The 16,931-nt window shown below is 37.2% G+C and carries 9 protein-coding genes; all 9 read left to right on the top strand.

Annotated features, from left to right (window positions below; translation table 11 throughout):
• Positions 1–16 precede the first annotated feature (16 nt).
• Complete coding sequence (locus SJY44_RS03360; RefSeq protein ID WP_396591283.1) at positions 17–610, top strand: hypothetical protein; 594 nt, start codon at positions 17–19, stop codon at positions 608–610.
• 114 nt (positions 611–724) lie between these two features.
• Positions 725–1,420: an ABC transporter ATP-binding protein gene (locus tag SJY44_RS03355; protein ID WP_298923631.1), complete on the top strand. Its 696-nt coding sequence runs from the start codon at positions 725–727 to the stop codon at positions 1,418–1,420.
• A 63-nt stretch (positions 1,421–1,483) separates the two neighbouring features.
• Complete coding sequence (locus SJY44_RS03350; RefSeq protein ID WP_396591282.1) at positions 1,484–2,248, top strand: head GIN domain-containing protein; 765 nt, start codon at positions 1,484–1,486, stop codon at positions 2,246–2,248.
• Between the two features lie 3 nt (positions 2,249–2,251).
• Complete coding sequence (locus SJY44_RS03345) at positions 2,252–4,639, top strand: ABC transporter permease (RefSeq protein ID WP_396591281.1); 2,388 nt, start codon at positions 2,252–2,254, stop codon at positions 4,637–4,639.
• A gap of 17 nt (positions 4,640–4,656) precedes the next feature.
• Positions 4,657–7,137, top strand: coding sequence for an ABC transporter permease (locus tag SJY44_RS03340; protein WP_396591280.1), 2,481 nt, complete (start codon positions 4,657–4,659; stop codon positions 7,135–7,137).
• 20 nt (positions 7,138–7,157) lie between these two features.
• Positions 7,158–9,593: an ABC transporter permease gene (locus tag SJY44_RS03335; protein WP_396591279.1), complete on the top strand. Its 2,436-nt coding sequence runs from the start codon at positions 7,158–7,160 to the stop codon at positions 9,591–9,593.
• 23 nt (positions 9,594–9,616) lie between these two features.
• Entirely contained in the window at positions 9,617–12,052 is a 2,436-nt protein-coding gene (locus SJY44_RS03330; protein ID WP_396591278.1) for an ABC transporter permease, read from the top strand.
• A gap of 23 nt (positions 12,053–12,075) precedes the next feature.
• Complete coding sequence (locus SJY44_RS03325) at positions 12,076–14,508, top strand: ABC transporter permease (RefSeq protein ID WP_396591277.1); 2,433 nt, start codon at positions 12,076–12,078, stop codon at positions 14,506–14,508.
• Between the two features lie 23 nt (positions 14,509–14,531).
• On the top strand, positions 14,532–16,931 hold the full coding sequence (locus SJY44_RS03320) for an FtsX-like permease family protein (RefSeq protein WP_396591276.1): 2,400 nt from the start codon (positions 14,532–14,534) through the stop codon (positions 16,929–16,931).

Raw genomic sequence — 16,931 nt, 5'->3', positions numbered from 1 at the left:
AGAAATACATCAAAAAATGAACAAGTTATTAATGATTTACGGATGTTTACTCATAAGCAGTACCGCCGTAGCCGAAGAACAACAAAGTACGACATTGGTTGCACAGACAACCGCTAAAACTGTCAGTACGTTTGAGCGCAATTATACAGTATTGAACAGCAATACTGAGATAATCAAAGATTCTTTTACTCTGAATTTAGATGAAATTGAGTTTATAGAAAAAGAATCAGAAATTGATTTGGGCTTTGATACCTCCAATTATCTTCCCGAGGATTTTAATCCATATGAAATCTATTTTGATTTGAATTCCATCATATATATTGAGGATGAGAACGAATTGCAATTAGATTTTGATGCCACATACAATTTGCCAGAAGGATTTGATCCTTATACCGACATCGTTGGAGTTGAATCGATTAATTATGTAGAGGATGAAGCTATAGAATTAGGCTTTAATACGGCCCATTATCTGCCACAGGGTTTCTCTCCATACGAAGCATATTTCGATTTAAATTCTATTGAATACATAGAAAACGAAGGAGAAGAGATGGACCTTGGGTTTAAGGTCATTTGTTTCAGCCTTCATAAAAACGGAATTAACGCAGATTAAATAAATAATAAATAGAAATAAGACTTAATTACAGATTTACTGAAACAAAGCGCTATAAAACAGGTCTTTAAAGAAATCTAACCAAGAAAGTTTAAAAAAACAATAACTATTAAGATGATACAAATACAGAATCTAAAAAAGAGTTTCAAAACGGAAGAAGTGGAAACGTTGGCATTGAATGGTGTAAACCTTAATGTGGCCGAAGGAGAATTCGTAGCTATAATGGGACCATCTGGTTGCGGAAAATCAACCTTGCTAAACATCATTGGTATGCTGGACAATCCTACGGATGGAAGCTATCAATTTGCCGGACACGAAGTTGGAGGGTTACGAGAAAGCCAGCGAACTCAATTACGAAAAGGAAATCTTGGTTTCGTTTTTCAAAGCTTTAACCTTATTGATGAGTTGACTGTTTATGAAAATGTAGAGCTCCCTTTGATTTATTTAAAAATGAACAAGGCCGAACGTAAAGAGAACGTAAAAAGAGTGTTAGAGCGCATGAAAATTGCACATCGTGAAAAACATTTTCCGCAACAACTCTCCGGTGGTCAACAGCAAAGGGTTGCTATATCAAGAGCAGTAGTAACAAATCCTAAATTGATTCTTGCAGATGAGCCTACGGGTAACCTGGATTCCAAAAATGGGATTGAGGTTATGAACCTGCTCACAGAACTTAATCAAGAAGGTACAACCATTGTTATGGTTACACACTCAGACAGAGATTCCCATTACGCGCATAGGGTCATTAATTTATTTGATGGGCAAATTGTTACGGAAAGTCAAAACAAACCTATGGGAGCAATGGTCTAAGTAAAACCGAGGAGTTTATTCATCAATCAAAAAACAAAATCATCAATCAAAAGACGAATAGTTATGAAATCATTAAAAACACAAAAGTATATTCAAAAACTGCTCATCATCGGTTTTGTTCTTTTATCTGGATATTCTTTTGGTCAACTTAAAAAAGTTGCTGTTGAACGTTTTGACAAGGTCATTGTCAGCCCACACATAGCCGTAAATTTTGTTGAAGGTGCGTCTGAGTCTGTCAATGTTCATTCAAGTACGGAGGCAATAGAAAAACTCAATATAGAAGTTGTTGGCAAGACACTTCATCTTTATCTGGACAACGCCAAAATGGTGACAAAAAGAGAGAAAATCAAAAATGATAAATGGAAAAGCAAGCGGTCCATTTACAAAGGTACCGTGGTCACTGCAACAGTTACTTATAAAAAACTAAAAGAACTTTCATTACGTGGAGAGGAAAAATTTGTTTGTGAGAGTTCAATTACTGGTCATGAACTTAGGCTTAAGCTCTATGGAGAATCAGAAGTGTATTTAAATGATGTAACCCTAGATAATCTGACTACGATTATTTATGGCGAAAGCTATTTAGAACTTAAAAAAGGTTCTGTTGGCAGACAAAAAATAACGGCTTATGGAGAAAGTACAATTAACACTTTAGAGGTAAGCACCATTGAGACCAAGATAACAGCATATGGTGAAGGCAGCTACCGGGTAGCGGTCTCAGACAGACTAAAAGTTACCGCCTATGGAGAGGCAATTATTGCCTATGAAGGTTCCCCAGAAGTAGATAGAGGAATAATAATAGGTGAAGCCGAAATTCAGAAAATCGATTAAATCATGTTCAAGAACTATCTAAGAATTGCCTGGAGAAATCTTTTAAAAAGAAAAGTCTTTACAGCCATTAACATTTTAGGCCTTGCCATTGGTTTTGGTAGCGGCATCTTAATTTATTTGTTCTTAAGCTATCATCTTTCTTTTGATAATTTCCATGCCAACTCTGACCGTATTTACAGAATGGCTACTGAAGAGCACAGGGATCTTATAGAGTTTGAACCCAGTGTCCCCCCAGCCTTTGCCAAAACCTTTAGGGAAGACTATGAATATGCAGAAAAAGTTGCTAAAATCTCAAGTCAAGATGGTCTTATAATGGATGTTGTAAGGAATGGGGTCACAGACAAGTTTAAGGAAGATGTGGCCTTTGTGGAAGAAGATTTCTTTCAAATTTTCAATTACCCCTTAATCAATGGCAGCAATAACATCTCTCTTTCAGCTCCGAACACAGCCGTATTAACAGAAGCGGTCGCCCTAAAAATGTTTGGAAAAACTAACGTGGTGGGTGAGACTTTTGTTTTACAGAACAATAAGACCATAGAAATTACCGGGGTGCTGAAAAACATTCCTAAAACTACTTTTTTAGATAGAGGTGTATTTGTCTCTTTTGAAAACCTCAAAGATTTCTTTGAGTTTGCTGCTTCAGAAACTTGGGGAGGCATAACCAGCAATCTACAGACTTATGCTCTTTTAAAACCAAACCAAAATATTGCCTCTATTGAAACCGCTTTGTTGGAGCTTCCTAAGAAACATAGGCCAAAAAGCAAGAACAAACATATCTACAAATTACAATCCCTGTCGGATATCCATTTTAATCCACTCTATGGTGGTTTAGACCCTGTTCTTTTATGGGTGTTTGCCATTATAGGTTTGTTTTTGATTACAATAGCCTGTATCAATTTTATCAATATTTCAACAGCTCAAGCTTTTTATCGTTCTAAGGAAATCGGGGTTCGTAAAGTGCTGGGCAGCTTTAAACATCACCTGTTTTGGCAGTTCTTATCAGAAACATTTGTCATCAGTTTATTTGCAATAATATTAGGTGTTACCCTTACTTTAGTTTTTTTACCCTCATTCAACAATCTTTTTGAATTGCAGTTATCCTGGAAGGATCTTTTAAACTATAGGTTTTTAGGGTTCTTAATGTTCATCTTAACATTGGTTGCATTCTTATCCGGGAGCTACCCTGGAATACTAATGGCCCGCATTGTTCCCGTACTTGCGCTAAAAGGCAAGCTAAGTCACAATGATACCGGAGGAACCACCACGAGAAAAGTGCTTGTAGTTGCCCAGTTTGCAATATCCATTACTCTTATTGCTGCTACATTGATTATTTCTAGACAGATAGATTATGCTGTAAATACCGACTTGGGTTTTGACAAAGAATCCATTGTCATGGTAGAAATCCCAGCAGCTATAGACCGCATTAAACTTAAAAGCTTGAAAGAACGGTTTAATCAAATTCCTGGGGTGCAAAACGTTTCGGCCTGTTTAAGCAGCCCTGGTGCGGCTGAAAACAATTGGGGCACAGGAGTAAAATATCATAACAGAGCAGAAGTAGAAGAGTTTAGCATAGAAGCTAAAATAGGGGATGTAAACTATTTAAACACTTTTAATATTCCTCTTGTGGCAGGCAGAAACTTCTTTGAAAGCGATTCTCTTATAACTGAGTTGCTTGTTAATGAAAGGCTTGGTGAAAAATTAGGTCTGGCCACATCAGAAGAACTAATTGGGAAAAAAATAGAAGTCAACGGAGGCAGGATGAGCGGGACAATCGTTGGGGTAGTGCAAAATTTTCATGATTCTAATTTTACAGAAGGGATAAACCCAGTTTTTATTGCTGCCAATAATGACTGGTACGGTGAAATTGCCCTTAAAATAAACCATCAAAACACAGCATCCACTTTAGAGGAGATTGGTGAAAAATGGTCAGATGCCTTTACGGGATACATTTTTGAATACCGCTTTTTAGATGAAAGAGTCGCAAAGCAATATGAAACAGAACAGCGGTATTTGTCGCTTTCCAAAGTATTTTCTGCTTTAGCCATATTGATCGGTTGCTTGGGGCTCTATGGGCTTATCTTATTTTTTGTTGGACAACGCACAAAAGAAATAGGAATAAGAAAAGTATTGGGCAGTAATGTTGCCAATATTTTGACTCTGTTTACTGTGGACTTTTTTAAACTTATTCTTATTGCCGGTTTACTTGCTACCCCAATTGCATGGTATTTAATGGAGCAATGGCTTCAAGGTTACGCATACAGAACTGAAATACATTGGTGGGTTTTTGCCTTCGCCATAATTTCCATAATGGTGATTACGCTGATCACCATTAGCTATCAAACATTAAAAGTGGCAGTTGCCAGTCCTGTAAAAAGTCTAAGAACAGAATAAGCCCTTAAGCCTAAATCATGTTAAAAAATCATATCAAAATTGCGGTTAGATTCTTCTTTAAAAACAAGCTCTTCACGGCAATCAATGTTCTAGGACTTACCATTGGAATTACTGCTTTTTTATTGATTACCCAATATGTAACCTTTGAGCGGTCTTATGATGATTACCATACTAATATTAATGATCTATACAGGGTTCACATTACAACAGATTTGGGCGGCAACGGATTTGAAACCTCAGCAACAAATCACCCAGCCGTTGCACCATCGCTTAAGGCCGATATTCCCGAGGTAAAAAATTATGCTCGATTAGTTGATAAAAGCGTCATATGGTCTAATAATTTTGTTCTTTCTTATACCAATAGTAATGGTGACATTATAAAAGTAAGTACCAATGATGACAGATTGTTGTTGGGAGAATCCTCTATATTGGAATTATTCAATATTCCGCTGGAGAAAGGTGATCTCAAAACGGCCTTATCAGAACCTGAAACCATTCTGCTTTCTTCCACTATTTCAAAGCGTTTTTTTGGGGATGAAGATCCCATTGGAAAAACAATTAAACTCAATGAGGAGGATTCTGCAAAAGTGACTGGGGTTTTTGAAGATCTTCCAGAAAATACCCATTTAGATTTTGATATGCTTGTTTCATTTGAAACTCTAGGGGCTTGGAAAAACACAAATTGGGTATGGCCAGAGTTTTATAACTACATCCTATTAAAGCCGGGAACGAATCCAACACAAGTAGAAAAAAAATTGTCTGGCTTTGTTGAGAAATATCTCAGCGATATTATGGCTGAGCATGGTTTTGAAGCTAAAATGGCCTTGCAGCCAGTGCGAGACATTCATCTAAAATCACATTATCGACAAGAACTATCTGCCAATAATGATGAAAGCACGTTGGTATTTTTAATCATCATTGCGCTTTTTGTTATTGGTATCGCACTTATGAACTTTGTCAATTTATCAACGGCTAAATCCTTAGAAAGAGCAAAAGAAGTTGGGATAAAAAAAGTAATTGGTGCTCACCGAAATTCACTCATTACACAATTTTTATGTGAATCTCTCATCATCAATTTTGTAGCGGTCCTCATTGCCATTGCACTGGTCAATTTATTAATGACCCCATTCAACAATTTAGTAGGGCTTCGCATTCTAACTTTTAATATGTGGTCAGAACTTGGTATATGGATGATTATTTTATCCATTTTTCTTATTGGAGGGTTGTTGGCTGGGGTATATCCAGCCTTTGTGCTCTCCAGTTTCAGGCCAATACAAGTCCTCAAAGGCAAGTTTCACCAATCATCAAAGAGTAATGCTTTTCGCAAAGGATTGGTTATAGCTCAATTTACGGTTTCAATTGCTTTAATATCCGGAACCTTTGTCGTCTATAATCAATTTTCGTTTATGCAAAATCAAGATCTCGGCTTCAATATCGATCATAGCCTGGTCATCAATGCTCCAATTTATAGGGATTCAACCACCGTGGATAAGGTAGAAGCTTTTAAAAAAGAATTGCTTAGAAATCCCAATATCAATGGTAGTTCTATAACAAATTCAGTTCCTGGCAAAACTATTACTACGGTAAATAACATTCGTAAAGAAGAGGACGAAAAGGCAGCGAGTGTAGGTGTAAATTATTTGTATACAGATCACACTTTTTTGGAAACCTATAAGGTTGGTCTTTTGGCTGGAAGAAATTTCCGGATTGAGGATCGGACCTCATATTATAGCGATGAAGCATTTGAAACACCTAAACTACATAGGGTCATGTTAAACGCATCAGCTGTAAAAAAACTTGGTTTTTCAAATCCAAAAACTGCAATTAACAAAAAAGTCGTCTTCAAAGAAGGTCCAATAGATAGAAGAGCGGAAATAATTGGGGTAGTTGAAGATTATCATCATGAATCTCTAAAAAATAATGTTAATGGTATGGTATTTATTTTTTCAGATGGCTACGCTGCCACTTATCTCACGTCTAACATCAATGGTGAAAATGTAAATGCCACAGTAACCTCAATTAAAGAAAGTTTCAATAAGTTTTTCCCGGGAGATTATTTTAATTACTTCTTTTTGGATGAATATTTTAATAGACAATATCAAGCGGATCTAAAGTTTGGAATGATCTGTATGTTATTCTCCATATTGGCCATTATAATTGCGGCATTGGGGTTGTTTGGGCTTGGCTCACATATGGCCTTGCAAAAAGTAAAGGAAATAGGTGTAAGAAAGGTCTTGGGTGCAACCGTTCTTCAGGCAGTCATTTTAATCCCCAAAGAATTGTTGAGCCTTGTAATGCTTTCGGGTGTAATCGCAATTCCGATTGTTTATTTTACCCTTAAAGCCTGGCTACAGAATTACGCTTTCAGCATTCAAATAGGATTGTGGATGTTCATCATTCCTTTTTTGATTGTATTGACAGTGGCCACCTTATCAATATCACTACAATCTATTAAAACAGCTTTTATAAATCCCGCCATTTCACTAAAGGATGAATAAGCTCAATAAATTATAAAATCATGCTAAAGAACTATTTAAAAGTCGCGTGGAGAAGTCTCTTAAAAAACAAGGGGTTCACCTTAATCAATATAGTTGGTCTTAGTTTTGGTGTAGCCGCATGCATTCTGATTTCAATTTATATTATTCATGAAAGCAGTTATGATAAACATGTAGCAAATTCCAAAAACATTTATAGAATGACCAATGCCATTATCCAGGATGGTAATGTAAGGGGTGGTATTCATTTTTCAGCCATTATGGCAAGTACTGTGCTAAATGATTTTGCTGAAGTTGAAAATGCGGGAAGAATAATGGATAACGGATTGTTTTATGGAGCAGGCAGTAATGAAATTCGATTGGAAGGGAGCCCCACGCAATATCATGAGGAGGGCTTTGCTTATGCGGATCAGTCCATTATGGATATTATGGATATCCAAATGGTCTATGGAAACGCGCCAACTTCCCTTAGCGAACCAGGTACTATTGTGATTTCCAATAGCATTTCTGAAAAGTACTTTGGAGAAAGTAATCCGGTGGGAAGCTCAATATATCTAAACGGAAACAACGACCAACCATTTCGAATCAATGGGGTTATGGAAGACTTCGCTAGCAACTCCCACTTAGATTACGATTTTATGCTAACCCTGTCCGGCGTTGAATTTGGGGAAGGAGAACAAACAAGATGGACCCAGAACAACTATTTTACCTACATCACCCTGAAGAGTGGAACGAATATCCTGCAGGTTCAAAAGAAAATCTCAAATCATATCATCAAAGATTATTTAATGCCTGCGTTTGAAGCAGGTGGGTTTGCCATGGCAGGAAATCTTGAAGATCGACTTTCCATTGGATTACAGCACTTGACCGATATAAATCTATATTCAAATGATATTGATTTTGAAGCCAATTCAAGAAACGACATCAAGATTATATGGATTTTTGGTATAGTGGCCTTGTTTATTTTGGTCATTGCCAGCATCAATTTTGTAAATCTTTCAACTGCCAAATCCGCAAATAGGGCCAAAGAGGTAGGGGTTAGGAAAGTGGTAGGGGCGCCCAAACGTTATCTCGTTGGTCAATTTTTGACTGAGTCTGTTTTACTTTCTTTCATTTCCTTTGTAATAGGCTTGGCAATAGCTTGGTTAATGATGCCACTTTTTAGTAGCATCTCTGGAAAAGCATTGAGTTTACCGTTTGCTAGCCCTGTGTTTATCCCTCTTCTTTTAGTTTCCTCATTGGCCGTAGGTTTGCTTGCAGGCTTGTATCCCTCTTTTTATTTATCAAGATTTCGTCCGGTAGCTGTCCTTAAGGGCAAGCTTAGTACTGGCAGTAAATCTAACCCATTAAGAAGTGGTCTTGTTGTATTTCAATTTACCGTTTCAATTATTCTAATCATCGGAACCCTTATTGTAAATCAGCAGATGGATTTTATCCTCAACTCTAAAATAGGTTTTGAAAAAGAAGAAGTAATTCAGCTTTACGGAACCAATATCATGGGTGACAGAGTAGATACCTTTAAAGATAATCTGAAAGAGATTAATGGTGTCACCAGTGTAAGTATAAGTGACTATTTACCTCTTGAAGGAACAAAAAGAAATGGCAATAGCTTTGTAAATGAAGGTAGAGATAATGTGGACGAAACCGTGCCCGGACAGGCTTGGGTAGTGGATGAAGATTATTTGGAAACCTTAGGGATTACGTTAGTGGAAGGAAGAAATTTCTCCATAGATAAAATCAGTGATGATGAATCGACTGTAATCAATCAGACCATGGCCAAAAAGCTTAACCTTGATAATCCTATTGGCAAAAAAATATCGAGGTATGGTAGGCTTTACGAAGTAATTGGCGTTGTTGAAGATTTCAATTTTAATTCTTTAAAGCAAGAAGTGCAGCCACTATGTTTTTTTAGAGGCGTAAGTCCCTCAATAATTTCTTTAAAAATAGATACTGGAGACATGTCTTCACTATTAAAGGAAGTTGAGAACAAGTGGAATGAATTTTCACCCAATATGGCATTTCGGTATGCTTTCATGAACGAATCTTTTACTAAAATGTATGCCAATGTAACCCGGATAAGAACTATTTTTCTTTCTTTCTCAATTTTAGCAATTCTTGTCGCTTGCCTAGGGTTATTTGCGCTATCAGCATTTATGGTAGAGCAGCGTAAAAAGGAAATCAGCATTCGTATGGTTTTGGGGGCTTCTTTTAAAAATATATATAGCCTATTGAGCATTAACTTTTTGAGACTTGTTGGTATTTCAATTGTTATGGCCGTTCCTGTCGGATGGTATGTGATGAGCCGATGGCTAGAAGATTTTGCATACAAAACAGGATTGGATTGGACCACCTTTATCACAGCTGGGCTAATAGCCTTGGTCATAGCTATACTAACGATTAGCTATCAATCCATAAGTGCAGCATTGATTCAGCCCTTAAAAAGTCTAAGAACAGAATAAAACACATCAAAAAACAAAGCATCATGTTTAAAAACCATATTAAAATAGCTTGGCGGAGTCTTAAAAAGCAGCCCTTCTTTACGTTTTTGAACACTTTTGGACTTGCTATTGGTATGGCGGGTGGTCTACTTATCTCCTTATATATCTACGATGAGTTAAGTTTTGATAAAATGTTTGCAGATGCTGATCGCATACATCGTATAAATGTGGATATAAAATTTGGCGGTGAAGCTAGAGAATTTGCTGTTATACCTGCCCCCATGGCTGAAGCAGTGGAGAACGATTTTTCAGAGGTAGAATTAGTTACTCGATTTAGAACTAGGGGGAGTACATTAATTAGAAAAGCGGATACAGAGTTTAATTTAAAAGAGATGCAAGCCACATATGTAGATTCTACATTTTTTGAAATGTTTGGAATCAAACTTCTTGTTGGTGATGTCAAAACAGCTTTAAAAGCTCCAAATACATTGGTATTGACCAAAACTGCAGCAGAAAAACATTTTGGAATCAATGACGCACTAGGCAAAAACCTTGTATTGAACAATAGTGAAAATTATACCGTGTCAGGTATAATTGATGACCTACCCAATAATTCATTTTTAAGGGATCATACCATTTTTATGTCCATGTCTGGTTATGAAGATTCACGTGTTGTCAATTGGGGCAGCAATAATTATCAGACCTATATCAAACTTATTCCTACAGCAAACATTGCTAATCTGCAAGAACCACTGCAAGGATTCTTAGGCAAATATGTGGTTCCAGGAGTGCAACAGTTCATGCCAGGTATTACAGAAGAACAATTTAAAGCAGCGGGGAATCACCTAATCTATAGTACAATACCATTAACCGACATCCATCTAAAATCAGATCGAGTAGCCGAAATAAGTTCTAACAATGATATTCAAAGTATATACATCCTTTCCTTTATAGCCATTTTTCTTATTGTCTTGGCATGTGTAAATTTCATGAATTTATCTACCGCACATTCTCTTAAAAGAGCAAAAGAAGTTGGCATTCGAAAAACGTTGGGCTCTAAAAAAAGAGAGTTGATCCGTCAGTTTCTCTTAGAGTCTGGCTTAGTCTCTTTTGGTTCCCTATTATTTGCTATAGTTCTAGCAATAATAGCATTGCCCTTCTTTAATGATTTGGCCGACAAAAACATCTCAATGCCCTACGCCAACCCCATTTTTTGGTTGATTCTAATAGCTGCCGGGGTTATTTTAGGCCTATTGTCAGGTAGTTATCCTGCATTCTTTATGTCAAAATTTATTCCCATAAAAGTATTAAAAGGGGCTAGCAGTAATAGTATTGGTGGTGGAAAAATAAGAAACGCTTTAGTAGTCTTTCAATTTTCAATTTCCATTTTTTTAATCATAAGCACCATGGTTGTCTATCAGCAACTAAATTATATTCAAAATAAAGACCTTGGTTTTTCAAAGGACCAGGTGCTTATTGTAAATGATGTCTTTATGATTAGCAACCAAGCCACTTCCTTTAAAGAAGAGGTTAAAAAGCTCGGTTTTGTTAAAGATGTTACGTTAAGCAGTTACTTTCCTACTCCTTCAAATAGGTCTGATAGCACATTCTCACCAATGGAGGGAGCAACTGACCAAGAGAATGCATTAAGCATGCAACGCTGGGGTGTTGATCATGACTATGTCTCGACAATGGGTTTTGAAATTATTGCTGGTCGGAATTTTAAGCAAAGTTTTAAGAATGATTCTACCAGTATTATTGTTAATGAATCTGCAGTGGCGGTTATTGGTGTTTCACCAAATGAGGCAATTGGTATGCAATATACTCCTGATATGGGTTCTGAAAACCCTCGTTACTTTAAAATTATCGGTGTTGTAAAAGACTTTCATTTTTCTCCATTTAGAAATGAGATTGAATCTTTGAGCATGCATTTAGGGAGTTTTTCAAACTCTATGGCCGTAAAGCTAGAAGAGGGTAGTTTTTCCAGTGCAATAAGCAGTATTGAGAGTATATGGAACAAGTTGGCACCTGGACAGCCTTTTGATTACTACTTTATGGAAGATTCTTTTAATAACACCTATCAATCAGAGCAGCGGTTGGGACATATTTTTATCATTTTTACGATTTTGTCAATTATGATAGCATGTCTTGGACTATTTGGGTTGGCTGCCTTTAATGCTGAAAAACGAACTAAAGAAATCGGAGTTCGTAAGGTAATGGGAGCTCGGGTAAGCCAAATAGCATATAAACTTACAATAGATTTTCTAAAACTTGTTGGCCTGGCCATCCTTGTTTCGATACCTATCGGTTGGTATGCCATGAATACATGGCTGGAAGACTTTTCATATCGTATAGAAATTGGTTGGTGGGTTTTCATTTTGGCATCCCTATTAGCTTTGGTAATATCCATAATTACAGTAAGCTATCAAAGCATTAAAGCGGCCATTGTCAACCCAGTAAAAAGTCTAAGGACAGAATAAAATCATCAATAAAATAAAATGTCATGTTTAAAAACCATATCAAAATAGCTTGGAGGAGTCTTAAAAAGCAGCCCTTTTTTACATTTTTGAACACTTTTGGACTTGCAATTGGTATGGCAGGTGGCCTACTTATCTCCTTATATATCTACGATGAGCTAAGTTTTGATAAAATGTTCGCAGATGCCGATCGTATACACCGTATAGATGTAGATGTCAAATTTGGGGGCAAAGAAAGTAAAATGGCTGAAGTATCGGCACCGATGGCCGATGCTGTGGTAGCTGATTTCCCCCAAGTAGAACTTGCCACAAGATTTAGGAGGAATGGAAGCATACTTATTAGAAAAAGTAGCGCTAAACAAAATACAAAAGAGACCGATGCAACTTTTGTGGATTCTTCTTTCTTTGAAATGTTTGGGTTACATCTACTGGCAGGCGATAGTAATAGTGCCTTAAAAGAGCCCAATACTTTAGTGCTGACCAAAACAGCTGCAGAAAAACAGTTTGGCACATCTGAAGCTCTTGGTCAAACCTTGGTTTTGAACAATGGGGCCACTTATACCGTCACAGGTGTTATCAGTAATATGCCAAAAAATTCTTTCCTTAGGGATTATAATGTTTTTATGGCAATGGCTGGCTATGAGGATGCACTGAGCACGGAATGGACCAGTCATAACTATTCCACGTTTATTAAACTAGCCCCAGGAGTTGATGAAAAGGATTTTCAAGAGCCCTTACAGTCTATGTTCAACACATATGTTATACCGTATGCACAAAGATTTTTCCCTGGTATAACAGAAGAGCAGTTCAAAGCTTCTGGAAACCACTACTATCTGAGTTCAACACCACTGACCAGAATTCATTTGCATTCTGATTTAGAATCTGAAATGAGTGCCAACAGTAGTATGCAGAACATTTATATACTATCCTTTATTGGGCTCTTTTTAATTGTATTGGCCAGTGTTAATTTTATGAACTTGTCTACAGCACATTCTTTAAAAAGAAGTAAAGAGGTAGGCGTTAGAAAAACTTTGGGCTCCACAAAAGCGAATCTTTTACGTCAGTTTTTAATGGAATCTGGCCTAATCACCTTTATTTCTCTTGTTCTTGCAATACTCATAGCAATTATTGCAGTTCCATTTTTTAACGATTTAGCAGGCAAGGCTATATCAATTCCTTTTTCCAATCCATTTTTCTGGATTGCTTTAGTTGCTGCGACCTTTTTCTTGGGAATATTTTCAGGAGCTTATCCTGCGTTCTTTATGTCAAGGTTCATGCCCGTTGCGGTACTTAAAGGCTCTGGAGAAAAAAGTATTGGTGGTGGAAAAGTTAGAAATGCTTTGGTCGTTTTTCAATTTGCAATTTCTGTTTTCCTCATTGTAAGCACAATTGTCGTCTACCAGCAGTTGGATTTTATTCAAAGTAAGGATCTTGGTTTTTCCAAGGATCAAGTATTAATTATTGAGGATGCATACGCTGCAGGAGATAATGCACAAGCCTTTAAGGAAGAAGTGGCAAGCCTTGGGCAAGTAGAAAGTGCGTCCTTATCTGGTTTTCTTCCTACACCCTCTTATCGGGGCAATACTTCCTTTTTTAAGGAAGGTACCAAAGACCAAGAGAATACCATAAATATGCAGATATGGCTGATAGATCATGATTATCTCCCTACACTTAATATGGAACTTGTTTCTGGTCGAAATTTTAGCAATCAATTTGTTGCTGACTCTACCGCTATCATTTTAAATGAATCCGCGGTATCTGTTTTAGGGGTTTCAACAGAAGAAGTTCTTGGAATGCGTTTATCTAGAGATTTAGGTCAAGAAGATGCTACCTTTTTTACAGTTGTCGGCGTGGTTAAAGACTTTCATTTTGAATCATTAAAAAAAGATATTGGTGCACTAAGCCTAACACTTGGTAATTCAATTGGCTCAATGGCGGTAAAGCTTAATGCTGGGGATTTTTCCAATTCCGTTGCTGCCATAGAAAGAATATGGGAACAGATGGCACCAGGGCAACCTTTTAATTATCGGTTTATGGACGATGCCTTTAATACTACGTATGAGGCGGAAAAAAAGCTAGGGCAAATTTTTATTGTATTTACCCTGCTCTCTCTTTTAGTAGCTTGTCTTGGTCTTTTTGGATTGGCTGCTTTCAATGCAGAAAAACGAGCTAAAGAGATCGGGGTAAGAAAAGTATTGGGGGCTAGCGTTGGTCAAATCACCTATAGACTTGCCATAGATTTTCTTAAGCTTGTAAGCATTTCAATACTGGTCTCATTACCTATAGGATGGTATGCTATGAATACTTGGTTAGAAGACTTTTCATACCGGATTGATATCGGCTTAGAGGTTTTTGTTTTGGCTGCATTTTTAGCGGTAACAATTGCAATTCTGACGGTAAGCTATCAAAGCATCAAAGCAGCATTAATGAACCCAGTAAAAAGTCTGCGGACAGAATAAAATCATCAATAAAACGAACTATCATGTTAAAGAATTATCTAAAAATAGCTTGGAGAAATCTTACTAAGAATAAGGCTTATACCCTCATAAACGTTGGTGGCCTGGCCCTGGGAATGGCTGTTACACTTATCATAGGGCTTTGGATGCAAGACGAGCTCACCCACAATGATTATTTTAAAAATAAGGAAACTGTGGCGCAGGTAATTCAATCGCAGACCTTCAATGGCCTTACTGGCACTGGTCCAGCAATTCCGCGTCCATTGGAAATGACTTTCCGAGAAGATTACATGGACAATTTTAAATATCTGGTCATGTCATCTTGGACCAACTCCCAGTACCTAAAATATAAGGACAACAGTATTTCAAGAACTGGGAATTTTATGCAAGATAAAGCTCCGGAAATGTTAGATCTAAAAATTATAAAAGGAGAAAAAGACGGACTTAGAGAATTAAACTCAATTATGCTTTCAACTTTAACGGCTGAGGCATTGTTTGGCAATGAAGACCCAATAGGTAAAATCATTGAGGTAAACAGCCAGTATGATATGATGGTAACCGGCATCTATGAAGCTATTCCTTTCAACAACTCTTTTAATGATACACATTTTATCATGCCATGGGATAAATACGTGACCTCAAGAGAATGGGTACAAGAATCTGAGGACAGCTGGGGCAATAATTCCTTTCAAATGTTTGTGCAGCTTTCAGATAACACATCAATGGAAAGCGTTTCTTCAACCATAAAAGATGTAAAAAAGAATCTGTTTGAAGATGGGGAGCCGTTTAACCCCCAATTAGCTCTTTTACCAATGAAGGATTGGTATTTGCGATCCAATTTCGAAAATGGTGTGCAAGTTGGTGGAAGGATAAAGTACGTTTGGCTTTTTGGTATTATAGGAGCTTTTGTTTTGCTTTTGGCATGCATTAATTTTATGAATCTAAGTACGGCAAGGTCAGAAAAGCGCGCCAAAGAAGTTGGTATTAGAAAATCAATAGGTTCACAAAGAAGACAGCTCATAAATCAATTCCTGAGCGAATCATTTTTGGTAGTTCTTTTTGCTTTTATCATTGGGGTTTTAATTGTCCTTCTATCCCTTAATGGGTTTAACGAATTAGCGAAAAAAGAGATTGTATTTCCTTGGGCTAATCCGTTTTTTTGGCTCATTTCCATAGTATTTGTCTTGTTTACAGCTTTGCTTGCTGGTAGTTATCCAGCCTTGTATCTTTCATCATTTAAACCCGTGGATGTCTTAAAAGGAACCTTCAAAGCGGGTAAACATGCCGGTACTCCTAGAAAAATTCTAGTTGTTCTTCAATTTACCGTCTCAGTAGCATTTATAATTGGGACCGTTATTGTAATGCAACAGATAAACTATGCTAAAAACCGCCCTGTAGGTTATGATAAAGAAGGGTTGATTCAAGTTCCAACCTTCAGCGAAGATTTTACTGGTAAATATGACCTAATGCGCCGCGAGTTTTTGAGTTCAAACGCTGTCATTGAAATGTCTTCTTCTAGCAGCCCAACAACTCGGATATGGTCCAACAGAAATGGCTTTGTTTGGGAAGGTAAAGCAGAAGGGTTTCAGGAAGATTTGGCATGGACGGAAGTATCACCAGAATATGCCAAGTCCTTGAATTTAAAAATTGTGGAAGGAAGGGATTTTTCCAGAGAATTTGCAACAGATTCCAATGCAGTTCTATTGAACCAAACGGCGGTAAAATATATGGGACTTAAAAACCCTATAGGGATGCTTATTAAAGATGATTCTGATGAAGATCCAGACCCTCCGCTTAGAGTTATTGGTGTTGTAGAGGATATGATTGCACAGTCGCCATATGAGCCTGTTAAGCAAGGCATGTACGTTTTTGACAAGGAAGGTGAGTCAAGTTTCTATAACCTAAGGCTAAACCCTAAGCAAAGTGTAGGTCAGAATCTAGCGATTATAGAACGCGTTTTTAAACAACACTTTCCAAATATTCCTTTTCAATACGATTTTGTAGATGAAGAGTATGGAGTAAAATTTGCCTCAGAAGAACGAGTTGGAAGACTCTCTGGAATCTTTACAGCCTTGGCGATTTTGATTAGCTGCCTTGGATTATTTGGACTTACCTCTTTTGTTGCTGAGCAACGTACTAAAGAAATAGGGGTGCGAAAAGTGTTGGGAGCATCGGTTTTTAATGTATGGAACATGCTTTCCAAAGATTTTTTAAAGTTGGTTATTATTTCCTGTTTCATTGCCGTTCCCATTGCCTATTACGTAATGAATGGTTGGCTACAAGATTACCCTTATAGGGTAATTCTTAAATGGTGGATTTTTGCGCTTGCTATGATAGGTGCAGTGTTAGTTACCATTGTAACTGTAAGTTTTCAAGCAATTAAAGCAGCTAGATCCAATCCTATTAAAAGTCTGCGTACTGAATGA

The organism is Allomuricauda sp. R78024 (genome assembly GCF_044596045.1).
Taxonomy (GTDB): Bacteria; Bacteroidota; Bacteroidia; order Flavobacteriales; family Flavobacteriaceae; genus Flagellimonas.
The sequence above is the reverse complement of the archived record's forward strand: the minus strand, read 5'-3'. Positions and strand labels throughout refer to the sequence as shown.

Excerpts from the sequence above, each read along its gene's own strand:
- SJY44_RS03360 (WP_396591283.1), top strand. The coding sequence starts at position 17 with ATGAACAAGTTATTAATGATTTACGGATGTTTACTCATAAGCAGTACC.
- SJY44_RS03355 (WP_298923631.1), top strand. The coding sequence starts at position 725 with ATGATACAAATACAGAATCTAAAAAAGAGTTTCAAAACGGAAGAAGTG.
- SJY44_RS03350 (WP_396591282.1), top strand. The coding sequence starts at position 1,484 with ATGAAATCATTAAAAACACAAAAGTATATTCAAAAACTGCTCATCATC.
- SJY44_RS03345 (WP_396591281.1), top strand. The coding sequence starts at position 2,252 with ATGTTCAAGAACTATCTAAGAATTGCCTGGAGAAATCTTTTAAAAAGA.
- SJY44_RS03340 (WP_396591280.1), top strand. The coding sequence starts at position 4,657 with ATGTTAAAAAATCATATCAAAATTGCGGTTAGATTCTTCTTTAAAAAC.
- SJY44_RS03335 (WP_396591279.1), top strand. The coding sequence starts at position 7,158 with ATGCTAAAGAACTATTTAAAAGTCGCGTGGAGAAGTCTCTTAAAAAAC.
- SJY44_RS03330 (WP_396591278.1), top strand. The coding sequence starts at position 9,617 with ATGTTTAAAAACCATATTAAAATAGCTTGGCGGAGTCTTAAAAAGCAG.
- SJY44_RS03325 (WP_396591277.1), top strand. The coding sequence starts at position 12,076 with ATGTTTAAAAACCATATCAAAATAGCTTGGAGGAGTCTTAAAAAGCAG.
- SJY44_RS03320 (WP_396591276.1), top strand. The coding sequence starts at position 14,532 with ATGTTAAAGAATTATCTAAAAATAGCTTGGAGAAATCTTACTAAGAAT.